Annotated in this window: 15 protein-coding genes; 7 read left to right on the forward strand and 8 right to left on the reverse strand. The window is 61.2% G+C overall.

Annotated elements, in window-relative coordinates; genetic code table 11:
* Positions 1-171: 171 nt before the first annotated feature.
* The 6 genes from PSV40_RS18670 to rpmH all read right to left on the reverse strand — a co-directional run bounded on the left by PSV40_RS18670 (position 172) and on the right by rpmH (position 4,946).
* Positions 172-663 carry a cyclic nucleotide-binding domain-containing protein gene (locus PSV40_RS18670; RefSeq protein WP_300540614.1) on the reverse strand — a complete coding sequence of 164 codons (492 nt, stop codon included), beginning with the start codon at positions 661-663 and terminating at the stop codon, positions 172-174.
* A gap of 139 nt (positions 664-802) precedes the next feature.
* Positions 803-2,251: a tRNA uridine-5-carboxymethylaminomethyl(34) synthesis GTPase MnmE gene (gene mnmE / locus PSV40_RS18675; RefSeq protein WP_300540617.1), complete on the reverse strand. Its 1,449-nt coding sequence runs from the start codon at positions 2,249-2,251 to the stop codon at positions 803-805.
* Positions 2,252-2,296: 45 nt separating this feature from the next.
* Complete coding sequence (yidC, locus tag PSV40_RS18680) at positions 2,297-4,024, reverse strand: membrane protein insertase YidC (protein WP_300540620.1); 1,728 nt, start codon at positions 4,022-4,024, stop codon at positions 2,297-2,299.
* Complete coding sequence (yidD, locus tag PSV40_RS18685; RefSeq protein ID WP_300540897.1) at positions 4,021-4,311, reverse strand: membrane protein insertion efficiency factor YidD; 291 nt, start codon at positions 4,309-4,311, stop codon at positions 4,021-4,023. Before yidD ends, yidC begins: the two co-directional genes overlap by 4 nt.
* Before the next feature lie 44 nt (positions 4,312-4,355).
* Positions 4,356-4,766 (reverse strand): ribonuclease P protein component, encoded by a 411-nt coding sequence (locus PSV40_RS18690; RefSeq protein WP_300540623.1) that lies wholly within the window; start codon positions 4,764-4,766, stop codon positions 4,356-4,358.
* 45 nt (positions 4,767-4,811) lie between these two features.
* Positions 4,812-4,946, reverse strand: a complete 135-nt coding sequence (gene rpmH, locus PSV40_RS18695) for a 50S ribosomal protein L34 (protein ID WP_077595646.1) — start codon at positions 4,944-4,946, stop codon at positions 4,812-4,814.
* Positions 4,947-5,442: 496 nt separating this feature from the next.
* Between rpmH and dnaA the strand changes: the two genes are divergently transcribed.
* From dnaA to PSV40_RS18725, 6 genes are all read left to right on the forward strand, one after another.
* Positions 5,443-6,837 (forward strand): chromosomal replication initiator protein DnaA, encoded by a 1,395-nt coding sequence (gene dnaA, locus PSV40_RS18700; protein ID WP_293595830.1) that lies wholly within the window; start codon positions 5,443-5,445, stop codon positions 6,835-6,837.
* Between the two features lie 269 nt (positions 6,838-7,106).
* A complete protein-coding gene (gene dnaN / locus PSV40_RS18705; protein ID WP_096699065.1) occupies positions 7,107-8,213 on the forward strand; it encodes a DNA polymerase III subunit beta in 1,107 nt (368 codons plus the stop codon).
* A 166-nt stretch (positions 8,214-8,379) separates the two neighbouring features.
* A complete protein-coding gene (gene gyrB / locus PSV40_RS18710; protein ID WP_300540899.1) occupies positions 8,380-10,953 on the forward strand; it encodes a DNA topoisomerase (ATP-hydrolyzing) subunit B in 2,574 nt (857 codons plus the stop codon).
* Between the two features lie 24 nt (positions 10,954-10,977).
* Positions 10,978-11,277, forward strand: coding sequence for a nucleotidyltransferase domain-containing protein (locus PSV40_RS18715; RefSeq protein ID WP_096670881.1), 300 nt, complete (start codon positions 10,978-10,980; stop codon positions 11,275-11,277).
* Complete coding sequence (locus PSV40_RS18720) at positions 11,274-11,624, forward strand: DUF86 domain-containing protein (RefSeq protein ID WP_300540634.1); 351 nt, start codon at positions 11,274-11,276, stop codon at positions 11,622-11,624. The genes PSV40_RS18715 and PSV40_RS18720 overlap by 4 nt, the downstream gene beginning before the upstream one ends.
* Before the next feature lie 126 nt (positions 11,625-11,750).
* The gene (locus tag PSV40_RS18725) at positions 11,751-12,371 is read left to right on the forward strand and encodes a 3'-5' exonuclease (protein WP_300540637.1); all 621 of its coding nucleotides are present in this window, start codon (positions 11,751-11,753) and stop codon (positions 12,369-12,371) included.
* 130 nt (positions 12,372-12,501) lie between these two features.
* On the opposite strand, the gene PSV40_RS18730 is transcribed toward PSV40_RS18725, so the two are convergent.
* Complete coding sequence (locus PSV40_RS18730; protein ID WP_300540641.1) at positions 12,502-13,680, reverse strand: ATP-binding protein; 1,179 nt, start codon at positions 13,678-13,680, stop codon at positions 12,502-12,504.
* A 156-nt stretch (positions 13,681-13,836) separates the two neighbouring features.
* Here PSV40_RS18730 and PSV40_RS18735 point away from each other — a divergent pair, with 156 nt between their 5' ends.
* Positions 13,837-14,940 (forward strand): 3-deoxy-7-phosphoheptulonate synthase, encoded by a 1,104-nt coding sequence (locus tag PSV40_RS18735; RefSeq protein WP_300540644.1) that lies wholly within the window; start codon positions 13,837-13,839, stop codon positions 14,938-14,940.
* A 179-nt stretch (positions 14,941-15,119) separates the two neighbouring features.
* On the opposite strand, the gene PSV40_RS18740 is transcribed toward PSV40_RS18735, so the two are convergent.
* Positions 15,120-15,752: an HNH endonuclease gene (locus PSV40_RS18740; RefSeq protein ID WP_300540647.1), complete on the reverse strand. Its 633-nt coding sequence runs from the start codon at positions 15,750-15,752 to the stop codon at positions 15,120-15,122.
* Positions 15,753-15,977: the final 225 nt, after the last annotated feature.

Genomic DNA, 15,977 nt, shown 5'->3' on the forward strand with positions numbered 1-15,977 from the left:
CCTGTCAAGGCAGCCCGCGCCGGGCGGGCGGCAGGTACCGCCGGTAAGTCCTGGCGCCCATCCCTTCCCTGCAATAAATCACGTTATCGCCGCCTGAATGCACAGCCGGCGCCTTGTTTGCGCCCGTCTGTGTGGTGATGACGCCACCACGCTGGTCACGGTCAACCGCCCTCAGGTGACCGCCACACGTTTGGGACGGTTGTACAGGCGCCTGGCCATCACCCCGCCCATGGCCAGGCACAGTTCGAGCGCGATCGGGCTGTGCCGGTTGGACAGTTCCTTGAAACGAATCGCGGTGAGACACCAGAGCTGGCAGGCGTTGGAGGCCTGCACGGTGGCGTTGCGCGGCAGGCGCGAGAAAAAAGCGCCTTCGCCCACCATGGAACCCGCAGCCACCATGGCCAGCCGTATGCGGCCCTTCTCGTCCTGGTAGTGAACGCTCAGCGTCCCGCTCTCGATGAAATACAGGGTCTGGTCCGCCGAACCCTGCTCGATCAGCGACTGCCCCTGCTGCAGCGCGAAAGGCTGCATGTAGCCGGCCAGCACGTCCCACTGCTGCGCAGTAAGCTGACAGCGCAGGGCGTCGCTGGCATGGCTGTGCGCCATGGCATTGATCAGTCCCTGGATGTCAAAGCGGACCGCAGTGGGAAGGGGCGCGTTCATGATGGGTGGAAGATACCCTTCGCGGGGACCTTGCGGCAAGGGACGTTAACGCCCATTTACACCTGATACACCGACGCGCCACATGTAATCTGTTCCGATGCCGCCGTCGGCCCAGGCCGGGCCGCCCATCGTTAGCGTGCTATTTGCCGATGCAGAATTTCGAAAAGATCTCGCCGAGCAGGTCATCGGTCGTGAACTGGCCGGTGATGTCGCCCAGGGCATTCTGGGCCTGGCGCAGGTCTTCCGCCAGCAGGTCCAGCGCGGGCACCGGTGCGTGCAACTGGGCGGCGGCCCGCGCGAGTTGTGCCTCGACCTGGCGCAGCGCCCGCACATGGCGCTCACGGGCCATGAACACCCCTTCGGGCGCGGCCTGCCAGCCCACCACCTGCAGCAACTGCTGACGCAGCTGCTGCAGGCCGGCACCGGTTTTGGCGGAGATGAGCACGCCTGAAGAAACCGCGGCCAGCACGTCGGCACCGGCCATGTCGGACTTGTTCCAGACATCGATCACCGGTGTGCTGGCAGGCAACCTGTCGGTGATGGCGTCCGCGATTTCTGCGTCGGCCGCGAGGTAGTTCATGGCAATGCGGAGGTCCTCGGGCGTGCGCTGGCGCGTCAGGTCATGCAGGAACAGCACGGCATCCGCACTCTGGATTTCCGTCCAGGCGCGCTCAATCCCGATTTTCTCGACCTCATCGACCTCGGGCAGCAGGCTGTCGCGCAGGCCCGCGGTGTCCACCACATGCAGGGGGACCCCGTCGATCTGGATCAGTTCGCTGACCTTGTCGCGCGTCGTGCCCGCCACCGGCGTCACGATGGCCAGCTCGGCGCCCGCCAGCGCGTTGAGCAGCGAGCTTTTGCCGGCGTTGGGCTGGCCGGCAATGACGACCTTGATGCCCTCACGCAGGATGGCCCCCTGCTGCGTGCGCTGCAGCACCGTGGCCAGCGTCTGCTGCAGGCGGCTCAGCTGGCCCTGGGCATCGGCCTTTTGCAGGAAATCAATGTCTTCCTCGGGGAAATCGAGCGTGGCCTCCACCAGCATGCGCAGGTGCACCAGCTGGTCGAGCAGCGCATGAACCTCTTTCGAAAACTCCCCGGACAGCGAACGTGCCGCCGATCGCGCGGCCGTTTCGGTACTGGCGTCGATCAGGTCGGCAATCGCCTCGGCCTGCGCCAGGTCGATCTTGTCGTTCAGGAACGCGCGTTCGGTGAATTCGCCGGGCTGGGCCAGACGCAGGCCGGCGAGCCGCGGGCGGCCCGTGGCCGCATCGTTTTCTGCCGACGCCTCCAGGCAACGCGCCAGCAGCAGCTGCAGCACCACCGGTCCGCCATGGGCCTGCAACTCGAGCACGTCTTCGCCGGTGTAGGAATGCGGCGCCGGGAAGAAAATCGCCAGGCCCTGATCGATCGGCTGACCGGCTGCGTCAAAAAAAGGCAGGTAGGTGGCCTGCCGGGGGGTCAACCTGCGACCGCACAAGGCCTCAACCAACGGCGCCATGGCCTTGCCTGAAATGCGGACGATGCCCACCGCACCGCGGCCGGGCGCAGTGGTGATGGCAGCGATGGGGTCGTGGTGACGGGCCAGCATGAGGGCACCATGTTAAAGGGCCGCGAAGCGGCCCTTTTTTTCAGCTTACTTGAATTTCGGCAAATTGAACTGCGGCGGCACACCCATGCGGGTGTTGATCACCCACTGCTGCGCGATCGACAGCACGTTGTTGGTGATCCAGTAGAGCACCAGACCGGCCGGGAAGAAGAAGAACATCACGCTGAAAATCAGCGGCATGAACCACATCAGCTTGGCCTGCATAGGATCCGGTGGCGTCGGGTTCAGGGCCGTCTGCAGCATGGTGGTCAGGGTCATCACGATGGGCAGGATGAAGTAGGGATCCGGCGAGGACAGATCCTTGATCCACAAAATCCAGGGCGCATTGCGCATCTCGACCGAACTGAGCAACACCCAGTACAGGGCAATGAACACCGGAATCTGGATCAGGATGGGGAAACAGCCACCCATGGGGTTGACCTTTTCGTCGCGGTACATCTTCATCATGGCCTGCTGCATTTCCTGCGGCTTGTCCTTCAGCCGCTCGCGCATTTCCATGATCTTCGGGTTGACCGCCTTCATCTTGGCCATGCTGGCGTAGGCCTTGGCGTTGAGCCAGTAGAACGCGGCCTTGAGCAGCACCACCAGCGCCACGATGGACCAGCCCCAGTTCTGCAGGAAGCCATGCAGCTTGTCGAGCAGCCAGTACAGCGGTTTGGCCAGGATCGTCAGCCAGCCATAGTCCTTGACCAGCTCCAGGCCGGGTGCAATGGCTTCAAGCTGCTTTTCAATCTGGGGGCCCACAAAAAACCGGGCCTCCACTGTTTTGGTTGTGCCGGGTGCCACAGCCCCCAGCGGCGTGATCATGCCCACCGCATACAGGTTGGTATCGACCTTGCGCAGGAAGATGTCGCGCTGGACGCCGTCGGCCAGCATCCAGGCCGACGCAAAATAATGCTGCACCATGGCCACGTAGCCATTGCTCGCCTGTTTCTCGACATCGACCTTGTTTTTCTCGATGTCGCTGAACTCGACCTTCTGGTATTTCTGGGCCTCGGTGTAAAGCGCCGGACCGGTGAAGGTGGAATAAAACGAAGACTCGCCGGGCGGCTTGTTGCCGTCGCGCACCAGTTGCAGGTAAAGCTGCGGCGACGCCGCGCTGCTACCGGTGTTGACCACGTCATGACGCACGGTCATGTCATAAACACCGCGCTTGAGCGTGTAGGTCTTGACCAGCTTGATGCCACCGACCTCGGCCGACTCGAACTTGATTTCCAGGGTGTCCTGGCCGTCCTTGAGCGTGCGCTCGCCGGGGACGACGGTCATCAATGTCTTGTGGGTCGGGAAACTGCCGCCCTCGGCGCCGGCAATCAGGCCGGACTGCGCCACATACACACGCGCCGCACTCTCATCGAGCAGCACAAAGCCTGAGGACTGGTCAACCATGTCCTTGTGCTTGAGGAAGGAGGAGTGGACCAGCGTCCCGCCTTCGGTGTCGAAAGTCAGGCTCAGCACATCGGTATTGACGACCAGACGTTCCTTGGTGGCCGACGGTGTGGTGGCAGGCAGCGCACCAGGCGCCGAAACAGCCGCAGCGCCGGCCACCGGGGCCGGCACGGCACTGCCGCCGACCGGGCCGGTCGGCACGCTGGCGGCACTGGCCGGCTTGCTCGCCGGTGCCGTGGTGCTCACGGCGGGGGCGGGCGACGGGAAGAAGGTGGCCTTGTTGCCATTGAAGAGCTGCCACTGGTCCCACAGCAGGACCATGGAAAAACCAAAAATCACCCACAAAATGGTACGGCGAATGTCGTTCATGACGGCTTCTTTTTAGAGGGGATCGAGGTCACGGGCGTGACCAGACGGGTGAAAAGGGAAGGACGGCCGGAAGGCGGCGGCACCGGATCGTAACCACCGCTGCACCAGGGGTGGCAACGCGCCACACGGTAAAGCGTCAGGTAGCTGCCCCGGGCGGCGCCATGCTGCTGCAACGCCTGCAGCGAATACGCTGAACAGGTCGGCTCGAAGCGGCACGACGATCCCAGCCAGGGGCTGAGCAGGAGGCGGTAACCCTTGACCAGGGCCACCAGTGTTTTCTGCGGCAGGCGGCTGACCGTCACCGCCGCGCGGCGAAGTGTGGACAGCGCGCTCATGCGGCCTGCGCCCCGGCCTGCATCAAGGCCTGCACTTCGCTGCGGACGGCCTGCTTGAGCGCCTCCGAGCTGGCGCTGACAAATTCCTTGCGCGAAAAGTCACGACGCAAACGGATCACCCACCCGGAACGGGACAGGCGAGGCGAAAAATCAGCGCTCACGGTGTAGATCTGTCTTTTGATGGCGTTGCGCGTGACGGCTCGTTTGGCCCAGCGTTTAGGCACCATCGCCCCGACCCAGACATCCTGAACGGGAAACAGGTCCGGCGTGTCATGGGTCTTGCTGGGCACGGTTTGCGCGTTCATGGCATCGAGCGCATTGCGGTGCAATGCGAAATGCGTTGTTTTTGCAACAATGGCGCCAGCAAGGACTGCCTGGAACTGGGGTCGGGTTTTAAGCCGCTGCACTAGCGCCAAGCGTCCGCGAAGCAATAGGCCTGCTGGACCCGGCGCTTAGACAGCCAGGCGCTTGCGGCCTTTGGCGCGACGAGCCGCAATCACTGCGCGGCCGCCACGTGTTTTCATGCGTGACAGGAAACCGTGCGTACGGGCGCGCTTGACTTTGGAAGGTTGGTATGTGCGTTTCATGATGGGTCCTACAAGCTACAAAAAGCTCCCTTGTGCAAAATCTGAAAATTATGCGATTCGATCCTGGCGGCTGTACAACACAACCAACTCTGCAAGTCAGCATGGCCCGCAAGGCGTAAACGGTGCTTGAAAACAAGCACCTCCACGGCAAGCCGACCCGCTATGAATCAGGGAAACCCACGATTATCGCAGATTTCCCAACGCTGGCAACAAGTTAGGGGCCGCATTGCCGGTAAAAGCTGAGATCCCCCTGACAATGCCGGCGTCAGGGCCACGCAGCGCCGGGCCGTCGCGGTCCAGGAGACTGTCGGACTTTGGAAGCGTCGGCTGGAAATCGCTTTCGACGTTCCAAGCCCGACAGGCTCCTAGGTTAAAACCCGAAGTCCTTTTTTTGTGGATAACTAGGCCACACGACTACAATGACGGGTGCCAAAAATTAATAATATCCACAAGCAAAAGCATGCTGGCCAATGCGACTACCCAGCCCCCGGACGCCATGCGTGAGGGAGCCGTTCACAGTTCGAGCCAGGACTTGTGGCAAAGTTGCGTAGACCACCTCGCGCAGGAATTGCCCGAGCAGCAGTTCAACACCTGGATCCGCCCGCTGGTAGCCGAGGTCGCCGGCGACCTGTCCAAAGTCACCATCCAGGTTGCCAACCGCTTCAAGCTGGACTGGATACGCGCGCAATACGCCGGCCGTATTTCTGCCCTGCTGGAGAAGGTTTCCGGTCACAGCATCCACCTTGAGTTAGCGCTCGCTCAGCGCGAACCCGGCACCAGGTCTGCACCTTTGACGCGCAGCTTTGAGGGTAACGGCGTCACCGAGCCGGCTGGCCTGGGCGTCGCCGAAGACGCCGCCGGTGCGCCGTTCAAGAGCCGGCTCAACACCGCCCTGACCTTCGACACCCTGATCGAAGGCACGGCCAACCGCATGGGCCGTGCCGCTGCCATGCATGTGGCCAGCAGTCTGGGCCAGCTTTACAACCCGCTGTTCATCTATGGCGGCGTCGGTCTGGGCAAGACCCACCTGATGCACGCCATCGGCAACAAGCTGATGGTCGACAACCCCGCCGCCAAAGTTCTCTACATCCACGCCGAGCAATTTGTCTCGGATGTGGTTAAAGCCTACCAGCGCAAGACTTTTGACGAGTTCAAGGAGCGTTACCACTCGCTCGATCTGCTGCTGATCGACGACGTGCAGTTCCTCGCCAACAAGGACCGCACCCAGGAAGAGTTCTTCAACGCCTTTGAGGCGCTGCTGACCAAGAAGTCGCACATCGTGATGACCAGCGACACCTATCCCAAGGGGCTGACGGACATCCATGAGCGCCTGATCTCGCGTTTTGACTCGGGGTTGACGGTCGCCATCGAGCCGCCCGAGCTGGAAATGCGCGTGGCCATCCTGATCCGCAAGGCCGAGGCTGAAGGCACGGTCATGCCCGAAGAGGTTGCGTTTTTTGTCGCCAAAAACGTGCGCTCCAACGTGCGCGAGCTTGAAGGCGCGCTGCGCAAGATCCTCGCCTACTCGCGCTTCAACCTCAAGGAAATTTCCATCCAGCTGGCCCGGGAAGCCCTGCGCGACCTGTTGTCCATCCAGAATCGCCAGATATCGGTCGAGAACATCCAGAAGACCGTGGCCGACTATTACAAGATTAAAGTCGCCGACATGTATTCGAAGAAGCGGCCCGCCAGCATTGCCCGGCCGCGCCAGATTGCCATGTACCTGGCCAAGGAACTGACCCAGAAGAGCCTCCCCGAGATTGGCGAGCTGTTTGGCGGCCGCGACCACACCACCGTGCTGCACGCCGTGCGCAAGATGGCTGCCGAGCGACAGCAGATGACCGAACTCAACCAGCAGCTGCACGTGCTGGAACAGACCCTGAAAGGCTGAATTGAATACTTTTTGGGCCACTTTCCCCCGGTTTCAGGCTTGCCTGACAACCATGGGGACAACTTTTGAACAACTGATGACTTATCCACAGGGGAAGTGGATTTCCGGAAGTTGTTCATATCAAGCGGCAGGGTAGAGAGTGGTCTGACCACAAGGTTAAACAAGCGCCAAGTAGTTGATCAAAAAGAAGAAAATAGGGCTGTCCACAGAAACGTGCTTCCCTTATCTACTACTACTAATTTGAATTAAAGAAATAAGAGGTTAAGACAGTGATCGTTCTCAAAGCCACCCAGGATAAAGTTTTGTCGGTTCTGCAATCGGTCGCGGGAATTGTTGAGCGTCGGCACACGCTGCCGATTCTGGCCAACGTGTTGATCCGCAAAACCGGCGCGCAGCTGCAGTTGACGACCAGCGACCTGGAAATCCAGATCCGCACGACAGCCGAGCTGGACGGTGACACGGGCAACTTCACGACCACGGTCGGTGCACGCAAGCTCATCGACATCCTGCGTTCCATGCCCAGCGACCAGACGGTGTCGCTGGAGTCGGCGCAGAATAAGCTGATCCTCAAGGGTGGCAAGAGCCGCTTCACGCTGCAGACCCTGCCGGCCGAAGACTTTCCGCTGGTGCAGGAAGCCGCCAACTTTGGTCCCAGCTTCTCGGTGCCGCAAAAAGTCCTCAAGGAGCTGCTGAACCAGGTCTCGTTTGCCATGGCTGTGCATGACATCCGTTACTACCTCAACGGCATCCTGTTCGTCGCTGAAGGCAAGCAGCTCAGCCTGGTGGCCACCGACGGCCACCGCCTGGCGTTTTCGTCGGCCACGCTCGACGTCGAAGTGCCGCGCCAGGAAGTGATCCTGCCGCGCAAAACGGTGCTCGAGATGCAGCGCCTGCTCAGCGACAAGGAAGGCGCGATCGAGATGCAGTTCGCCGGCAACCAGGCCAAGTTCTCGTTCGAAGGCATGGAGTTCGTCACCAAGCTGGTCGAGGGCAAGTTCCCCGACTACAACCGCGTGATCCCGAAGAACCACAAAAACATCATCACCCTGGGCCGCGTGCCGCTGCTGGCCTCGCTGCAGCGTACCGCCATTTTGACCAGCGAGAAGTTCAAGGGTGTGCGGCTGAACATCGAGCCCGGCACCCTGCGTGTGGCGTCGAACAACGCCGAACAGGAAGAAGCGGTTGACGAGCTCGACATCGACTACGGCGGTGACGCCATCGAGATCGGCTTCAACGTGACCTACCTGATCGACGCGCTGGCCAACATGGACCAGGACATGGTGAAGATCGAGCTGGCTGATTCGAATAGCTCCGCGCTGCTGACCATTCCCGACAACGCGGCGTTCAAGTACGTTGTGATGCCGATGCGGATTTGAGCTGCACCAGCAGAAAAGATCAAACCGCCGTCCCACCGAACCCGCTAGCCAAAGCGGGTTTGGTCATTCAAGAGATTGAGAAAACGTAGTTCACCGTAGGTAAAACTGAGTTATGACCGAAGAAAACAAACCCAACGAAGCCACTCCTGACCATGCGGGCCGTGAGATGGAGGGCGTTCATTCCGGTGAAGGCGGTGAGGGAAGCTCCAATTTCCAGCCCAAGATCGACTCCAACCAGGCCGGCGCGTCCGAAGGCTATGGCGAGGGTTCGATTCAGATCCTGGAAGGCCTGGAGGCCGTGCGCAAGCGCCCTGGCATGTACATCGGCGACACGTCCGACGGTACCGGTTTGCACCACCTGGTGTTCGAGGTGGTTGACAACTCCATCGACGAATCGCTGGCCGGCCATTGCGACGACATCATGGTCACCATCCACCTGGACAACTCCATCAGCGTGGTGGACAACGGCCGGGGCATCCCGACCGGCATCAAGATGGACGACAAACACGAGCCCAAGCGTTCGGCAGCCGAAATCGCGCTGACCGAGCTGCATGCCGGTGGCAAGTTCAACCAGAACAGCTACAAGGTCTCGGGCGGCCTGCACGGCGTGGGTGTGAGCTGCGTGAATGCGCTGTCCAAAATGCTGCGCCTGACGATTCGCCGCGAAGGCAAGGTCCATGTGATGGAGTTCTCCAAGGGCTTTGTGCAGAACCGCATCGTCGAGCAGGTGGGTGGTGTGGACGTGTCACCGATGCAGGTGCTCGGTGACACCGACAAGCGCGGCACCGAGGTGCATTTCCTGCCCGATACCGACATCTTCCAGCAGAACAACGACTTCCACTACGAGATCCTGAGCAAGCGCCTGCGCGAGCTGAGCTTTCTGAATAACGGCGTGAAGATCCGCCTGAAAGACGAGCGCAGCGGCAAGGAAGACGACTTTGCCGGCGCTGGCGGCGTGACGGGTTTCGTGAATTTCATCAACAAGGGCAAGACCGTCCTGCACCCCAATGTGTTTCACGCCATGGGCGACCGCCAGAGCGACCAGAACACCAACATCGGTGTGGAAGTCGCCATGCAGTGGAACAGCGGCTACAACGAGCAGGTGCTGTGTTTCACCAACAACATCCCGCAGCGTGACGGTGGCACGCACCTGACCGGCCTGCGCGCGGCGATGACACGGGTGATCAACAAATACATCGACGACAGTGAGATTGCCAAGAAGGCCAAGGTCGAAGTCACCGGCGACGACATGCGCGAAGGCCTGACCTGCGTGCTGAGCGTCAAGGTGCCCGAGCCCAAGTTCTCCAGCCAGACCAAGGACAAGCTGGTCAGCAGCGAAGTGCGTGGCCCGGTGGAAGACATCGTCAGCAAGCTGCTGCACGACTACCTGCAGGAGCGCCCGAACGATGCCAAGATCATCGTCGGCAAAATCATCGAAGCGGCGCGTGCCCGTGAAGCCGCGCGCAAGGCCCGCGACATGACACGCCGCAAGGGTGTGCTCGACGGCATGGGTCTGCCCGGCAAGCTGGCCGACTGCCAGGAAAAAGACCCGGCGCTGTGCGAAATCTACATCGTCGAGGGTGACTCCGCCGGCGGCTCCGCCAAGCAGGGCCGTGACCGCAAGTTCCAGGCGATCCTGCCGCTGCGCGGCAAGATCCTGAACGTGGAAAAAGCGCGTTATGAAAAGCTGCTGACCAGCAACGAGATCCTGACGCTGATCACCGCGCTGGGCACCGGCATCGGCAAGGCAGGCGGCACCACCGGCAACGACGACTTCAACGTCGCCAAGCTGCGTTACCACCGCATCATCATCATGACCGACGCCGACGTGGACGGCGCGCACATCCGCACGCTGCTGCTGACCTTCTTTTACCGCCAAATGCCCGAGCTCGTCGAGCGCGGCCACATCTACATCGCGCAGCCGCCGCTGTACAAGGTCAAGTCGGGCAAGGAAGAGCAGTACCTGAAAGACGGCCCGGCCCTCGACAGCTTCCTGCTGAAGATCGCGCTGAAAGACGCCGCGGTGCTGACCGGTGCCGACCCCGCCAATGGCCAGGGCACGCTGCTGACCGGCGACACGCTGGCCGAACTGGCGCGCAAGCACCAGCTCGCCGAGTCTGTCATTGCCCGCCTGCGCGGCTACATGGACGCCGAAGCGCTGAAAGCCATTGCCGATGGCGTGGCCCTGAACCTGGACACGGTGGAAGACGCCGAGCGGTCCGCCGCTGCGCTGCAGGCCCAGCTGCCGACCGCCGAAGTGGCCGGCGAGTTTGACAGCCGCAACGACAAACCGATTCTGCGCATCAGCCGCCGCCACCACGGCAACGTCAAGAGCAGCGTGCTGACGCAGGATTTTGTGCACGGCGCCGACTACCTGGCACTGGTGGAAGCCGCCGTGACCTTCAAGGGCCTGATGAGTCAGGGCGCCAAGGTGACGCGCGGCGAGGGCGAGCGCCAGAAGGAAGAAAAAGTCGAGACCTTCCGCGAAGCCATGGCCTGGCTGATCACGCAGGCCGAAGGCGCCACTGCACGCCAGCGCTACAAGGGCCTGGGCGAGATGAACCCGGCCCAGCTGTGGGAAACCACCATGGACCCGACCGTGCGCCGCCTGCTGCGTGTGCAGATCGACGACGCGATCGAAGCCGATCACGTGTTCACCATGCTGATGGGCGACGACGTCGAGCCGCGCCGCGAGTTCATCGAGGCCAATGCGCTGCGCGCCGCGAATATTGACGTCTGAGGTGTTCAGCGCATAATTTGCAGCATGAACATTGCACCGGCCCAGCGCTCACAGATCGCCGAGATCTGCAGGCGTTATCACGTGCGCAAGATGAGCATGTTTGGGTCAGCAGCCATGGGGCAGGAGCGACCTGAAAGCGATGTGGATTTGCTGGTGGAGTTTATTCCGGGAGAGGCCCCCAGCGGCTTTGCGCTGGTTGACATGCAGGACGAGCTGTCTGCTGCGTTCGACGGGCGAAAAATTGACCTGGCTTTTCCTTCCATTCTCCGCAATGCCTACAGGCGCATGGCCATTGAGCCGCAATTGCGACCCGTTTTTGAATGACGATTGATCGCACGCCGGCACATCTGGCCGATATGCTCCAGTTTGTGCAGGAGATCCGCGGATTGCTTGCAGATCAGACGCTCGAAAGGTTTCTGGCGAACCGGGTGCTTTGTCTGGCGACGGAAAAACTGTTTATCAATCTCGGTGAAGCTGCCAGCCGCATAGACGTGGCGCAGTGTGGGCAGATGCTCAATGTGCCATGGCGGCAGGTGATCGGCTTGCGCAACATACTGGCGCACGGCTATGAGCAGGTTGAACATGAAACCCTGTTCAACACCGTCGCGCAGGATCTCCCTCAGCTTGAGGACGCATTGAGCCAGGAGTTGCTGAGGTATCAGCTGCGTTGAGATCCCTGCCATGAACGACCTGAAGCTCGATAGCTTGTATGTGGTTTACCCGGGGCTGCATCGCTACAAGCTGGCCGACGGCATCGAGGCGGTCCCGCTCTGGGCCATGCTGCCCGGTGACCTGGCATGACCCGCATCGCCGTCATCGACTTTGAAACCACCGGCCTGTCGCCCGCCATGGGCGACCGCGCCACCGAGGTGGCCATCGTGCTGCTTGAAAATGGCTGCGTGGTGGACCGCTTCCAGAGCCTGATGAATGCGGGTGTGCACATTCCCGCCTTTATCACCAGCCTTACCGGCATCAGCAACGCCATGGTGGCCACCGCGCCCGAGGCAGCCAGCGTCATGCTTGATGCCAGCCGCTTTGTGGGCAACGCGCCCATGGTGGCGCACAACGCAGCGTTTGACCGCAAGTTCTGGCAGGCTGAGCTGGCGCGGGCCGGCGCGGCGGCGGCACAGCCCTTTGCCTGCACCATGCTGGTCGCGCGCCGGCTGTACCCCCAGGCACCCAGCCACAAGCTCGGCGTGCTGGTGGACTACCACCACCTGCCGCGCGCCGGCCGTGCCCACCGGGCGCTGGCCGATGCAGAAATGGCGGCATCGCTGCTGGGGCAGATCCAGCATGACCTGCGCACCCGGCACCGCGTGGGCAAGCCCGACCACGCCTTGCTGATGACCCTGCAGCGCTGCGCGAAACCTGCCGTTCCTGCGTTGATGGCGAAATACGCGAATTTCGAACAGGCGTAAGTGACGTGATAAATAGCCCGTGACGCTATAAATTCAATAGCTGACTGCGCTTGTTGTACAAGGGCTGCAGCCTGAATTGCTTATGAAATGTGCCAGGAAGCCCTGGTCGAGGCCCCTAATCAGCGCAGCTTCATGCTGCTTGCATCTGTCGGGCCAAGGCCGTCAGGCTCATGGCTTGCGCACCGTGTCGAACCGGGTAGCTTTCTTCCCCGGGGTACACGACATAACGCTGGCGCAACTTGAGATCGTCACAGGCCATGCCAAAGCCCTTGTCCAATGAGGGTGCCGAGGATCGCTTGATCTCGATGGCTATTTCGGGTTGACCACCGCGCTCCAGCAACAAGTCGATTTCAGCACCATCATGTGTGCGGTAGAAATAGGGTTTCCAGCGCGGCCCGGCGCACTGGATCAGGTTTTCGATCACGAAGCCTTCGTAGCTTGGTCCCACGACCGGATGGCCCAATAGATCGTTGCTGGTTTCCAGGTCCAGCAGTGCATGAACGATGCCGCTGTCCCGTACATAAACTTTGGGTGCCTTCACGAGGCGTTTGCCGACATTGCCACTCCATGGTGCCAGGCGTCGTACCAGTTGCAGATCCACCATCAGATCGGTGTAACGCGTGACAGTGGGCGCTGATACGCCCAGTCCGGCCGCCAGCCGGGCCTGATTGAGCAGGCCGCCCTGCTGGTGGGCCAGCATGGTCCACAGGCGCCCAAGCGCCTGCACCGGCATGCGGGGGGCAAACATGGGCACGTCCCGCTCCAGGTAAGAGCGGATGAAGTCCCGTCGCCAGTCCAGGCTGGGACCATCGCCGGGTGCGAGCAGGCTCTCGGGAAAGCCACCGCGCAACCAGAGCGTTTGGGCGTCCAGACTGGCAGCGTTCGCCTCAAGAATGTCCACAGGCCCAATTTCAAGATAAGCCGCCCGCCCCGCCAGTGTTTCTGATGACTGCCGCATCAGTTCGAGCGCGGCCGAGCCCAGCAGCAGGAAGTGGCCAAATCGTTCCCCGCCAGCACGCCGGTCATCAATGATGCCGCGCAGCACCTCAAACAAGCCCGGTGCGCGCTGAATTTCGTCAATGACGACCAGTTTGCCGCTTTGCGCACGCAAGTAGGCATCAGCGTCATCCAGCCGCCGCCGGTCGGCCGGGCGCTCCATGTCCAGATAGACCGCTCCGCCCGGCCAGTCGGAGGCGAGTTTGCGGGCCAAGGTTGTTTTGCCGACCTGACGGGGGCCAAGCAACACCACGGCTGGCACAACGGTGGCCAGGCGGGTGCGCAGGATGGCTTCGATATGTCTCGGAATCATTGCCGTAAATCATACGACATACGTTCGATTTACGGCGTAAAAATTCTGAATATCCTCCAGGAAAACCAGCGCGCGGCACCAAATCGCTATTAAAAAAGTAGCTGCTTGCGCCCGCCCACCAAGGGCTGGAGCCATAAAACGCTCATAATCTGCGGCATGAGCACCCACACCCACCCCGCCACGCCGCTGTCCACCCACGACACCACCCGCATTGACGACACCCGCATAGGCGCGGTGCGCCCGCTGATCACCCCCGCCTTGCTGCAGGAGTGGCTGCCGGTGCCCGAAGCCAGCCTGAGCCTGGTGGAGCGCAGCCGCGCGGCCATCTCGCGCGTGCTGCATGGCGCCGACGACCGCCTGATCGTCGTGGTGGGGCCCTGTTCCATTCACGACCATGACCAGGCCATGGACTATGCCCGCCAGCTCAAGGTGCAGGCCGATGCCCTGGCCGGCGAGCTGCTGGTGGTGATGCGTGTTTACTTCGAGAAACCGCGCACCACCGTGGGCTGGAAAGGCTACATCAACGACCCGCACATGGACGGCAGCTTCGCCATCAACGAAGGGCTGGAAATGGCGCGGCGCCTGCTGCTCGACGTGCTGGCCCTGGGCCTGCCGGTGGGCACCGAGTTTCTGGACCTGCTGAGCCCGCAGTTCATCAGTGACCTGGTGAGCTGGGGCGCCATTGGCGCGCGCACCACCGAAAGCCCCAGCCACCGCCAACTGGCCTCGGGCCTGAGCTGCCCGGTCGGCTTCAAGAACGGCACCGACGGCGGCATCAAGGTTGCCACCGACGCCATCCAGGCGGCGCAGGCGCAACACGCCTTCATGGGCATGACCAAGATGGGCCAGGCCGCGATTTTTGAAACCCGCGGCAACAAGGACTGCCACGTGATTCTGCGCGGCGGCAAACAACCCAACTATTCAAAAGCCGATGTAGACGCCGCCTGCGCGTTGCTCAAACGCGCCGGCCTGCGCGAGCAGGTGATGATCGACGTGTCGCATGCCAACAGCAGCAAGCAGCACCAGCGCCAGATCACCGTGGCGGCCGAAGTGGCCCAGCAGTTGGCGGCGGGCGACCAGCGCATCACCGGCCTCATGATCGAGAGCCACCTGCACGAAGGGCGGCAGGACATCGTGCCCGGCACGCCGCTACGGCCTGGCGTGTCGGTCACCGATGCCTGCATCAGCATGGCGCAGACGGTGCCGGTGTTGGAGGGGTTGGCTCGGGCAGTGAGTGAGCGGCGTAGGGCCAAGTACTAAACGAATCCGATCGCGTGCGCGTGAAATACCTCAGTTGTGCTGCGGGAAGAAAGTCCGGATCGACAGCGCGATCAAAGCTGATCACGTGTTCACGATGCTTATGGGTGAAGGGGGCTAGCCGCGCCGGAAGTTTGTAGAGACGACGGGGTTGCAGCTACGGATATTGATGTTTAACCCAGTTATTTAATAAAGCCGAAACGACGTGCATGAGCCTCAAGAAATTTTGGGTCAGGGCCGTATCGGTCTGGCATCAAGATTTTCTTGTTGTTGAATCGCAGAAGTGCTTGCTTCATAAAGGCGTCTTCAGGTCTCAACGCTAATTTTTTGGATACTTGAACTCGAAAGTCCGGCATCACAGTAATCAATCCAATGTCGAAAGCGCGGTCATGCAGGACAGAGAGACAAAGACCGTTTTGAGGGTTCATTCGGTTTTTGAGATCACTGCTCCACGGCAGAATATGACTAGCGTTGACAAGTTGATCATTGGCCAGCCCAGTGATGCAGCAGCGAGCGCCGTAGTTTGCAAGTATGGATTTGCGAAACTTCCACTGGGTAACTCGGACTTGTATCGTCGCGGCGCGTGTTTTGCCTTCGAGGAAAGGTAAGGCGAGTTCTGGCAAATCTTCTTCAAGTGTTTCGCCGTTCTCGGCGGCAAGGCGTGCGTATTCGCAGGCCGATTCTGCTGCCATTGCATCCCAGTTGGAGTGAAATTCCGCCCAAACTGCTCGGTCAAGTGCCGAAGCGCCAGACAGACCGCGCAGGCCGCGAGCTGCGATAACTGGATCGAGGCTTGATAAATTGGTGAGCTTCATGGCCACAGAGCCAGGTGAGCGCCCAAGCCAGCGAGCCAACTGCCGCACACGGGCGTTACGCGCGTCGAGCTTTCCAAACGGCATTTGTGTGTATAGATGCAGCGTTGGCAAAAGGTGTTGGCGGGTCCAATCTACATTTGGAGCACGGGACATATGACTTCTCCGAGGTTGCGTACAGCAAGTATCGGAGATTTTGTACAGAGCTTTTTAGTTTTACCAAACTCA

It is taken from the genome of Polaromonas sp., assembly GCF_029945925.1.
Taxonomy (GTDB): domain Bacteria; phylum Pseudomonadota; class Gammaproteobacteria; order Burkholderiales; family Burkholderiaceae_C; genus Polaromonas.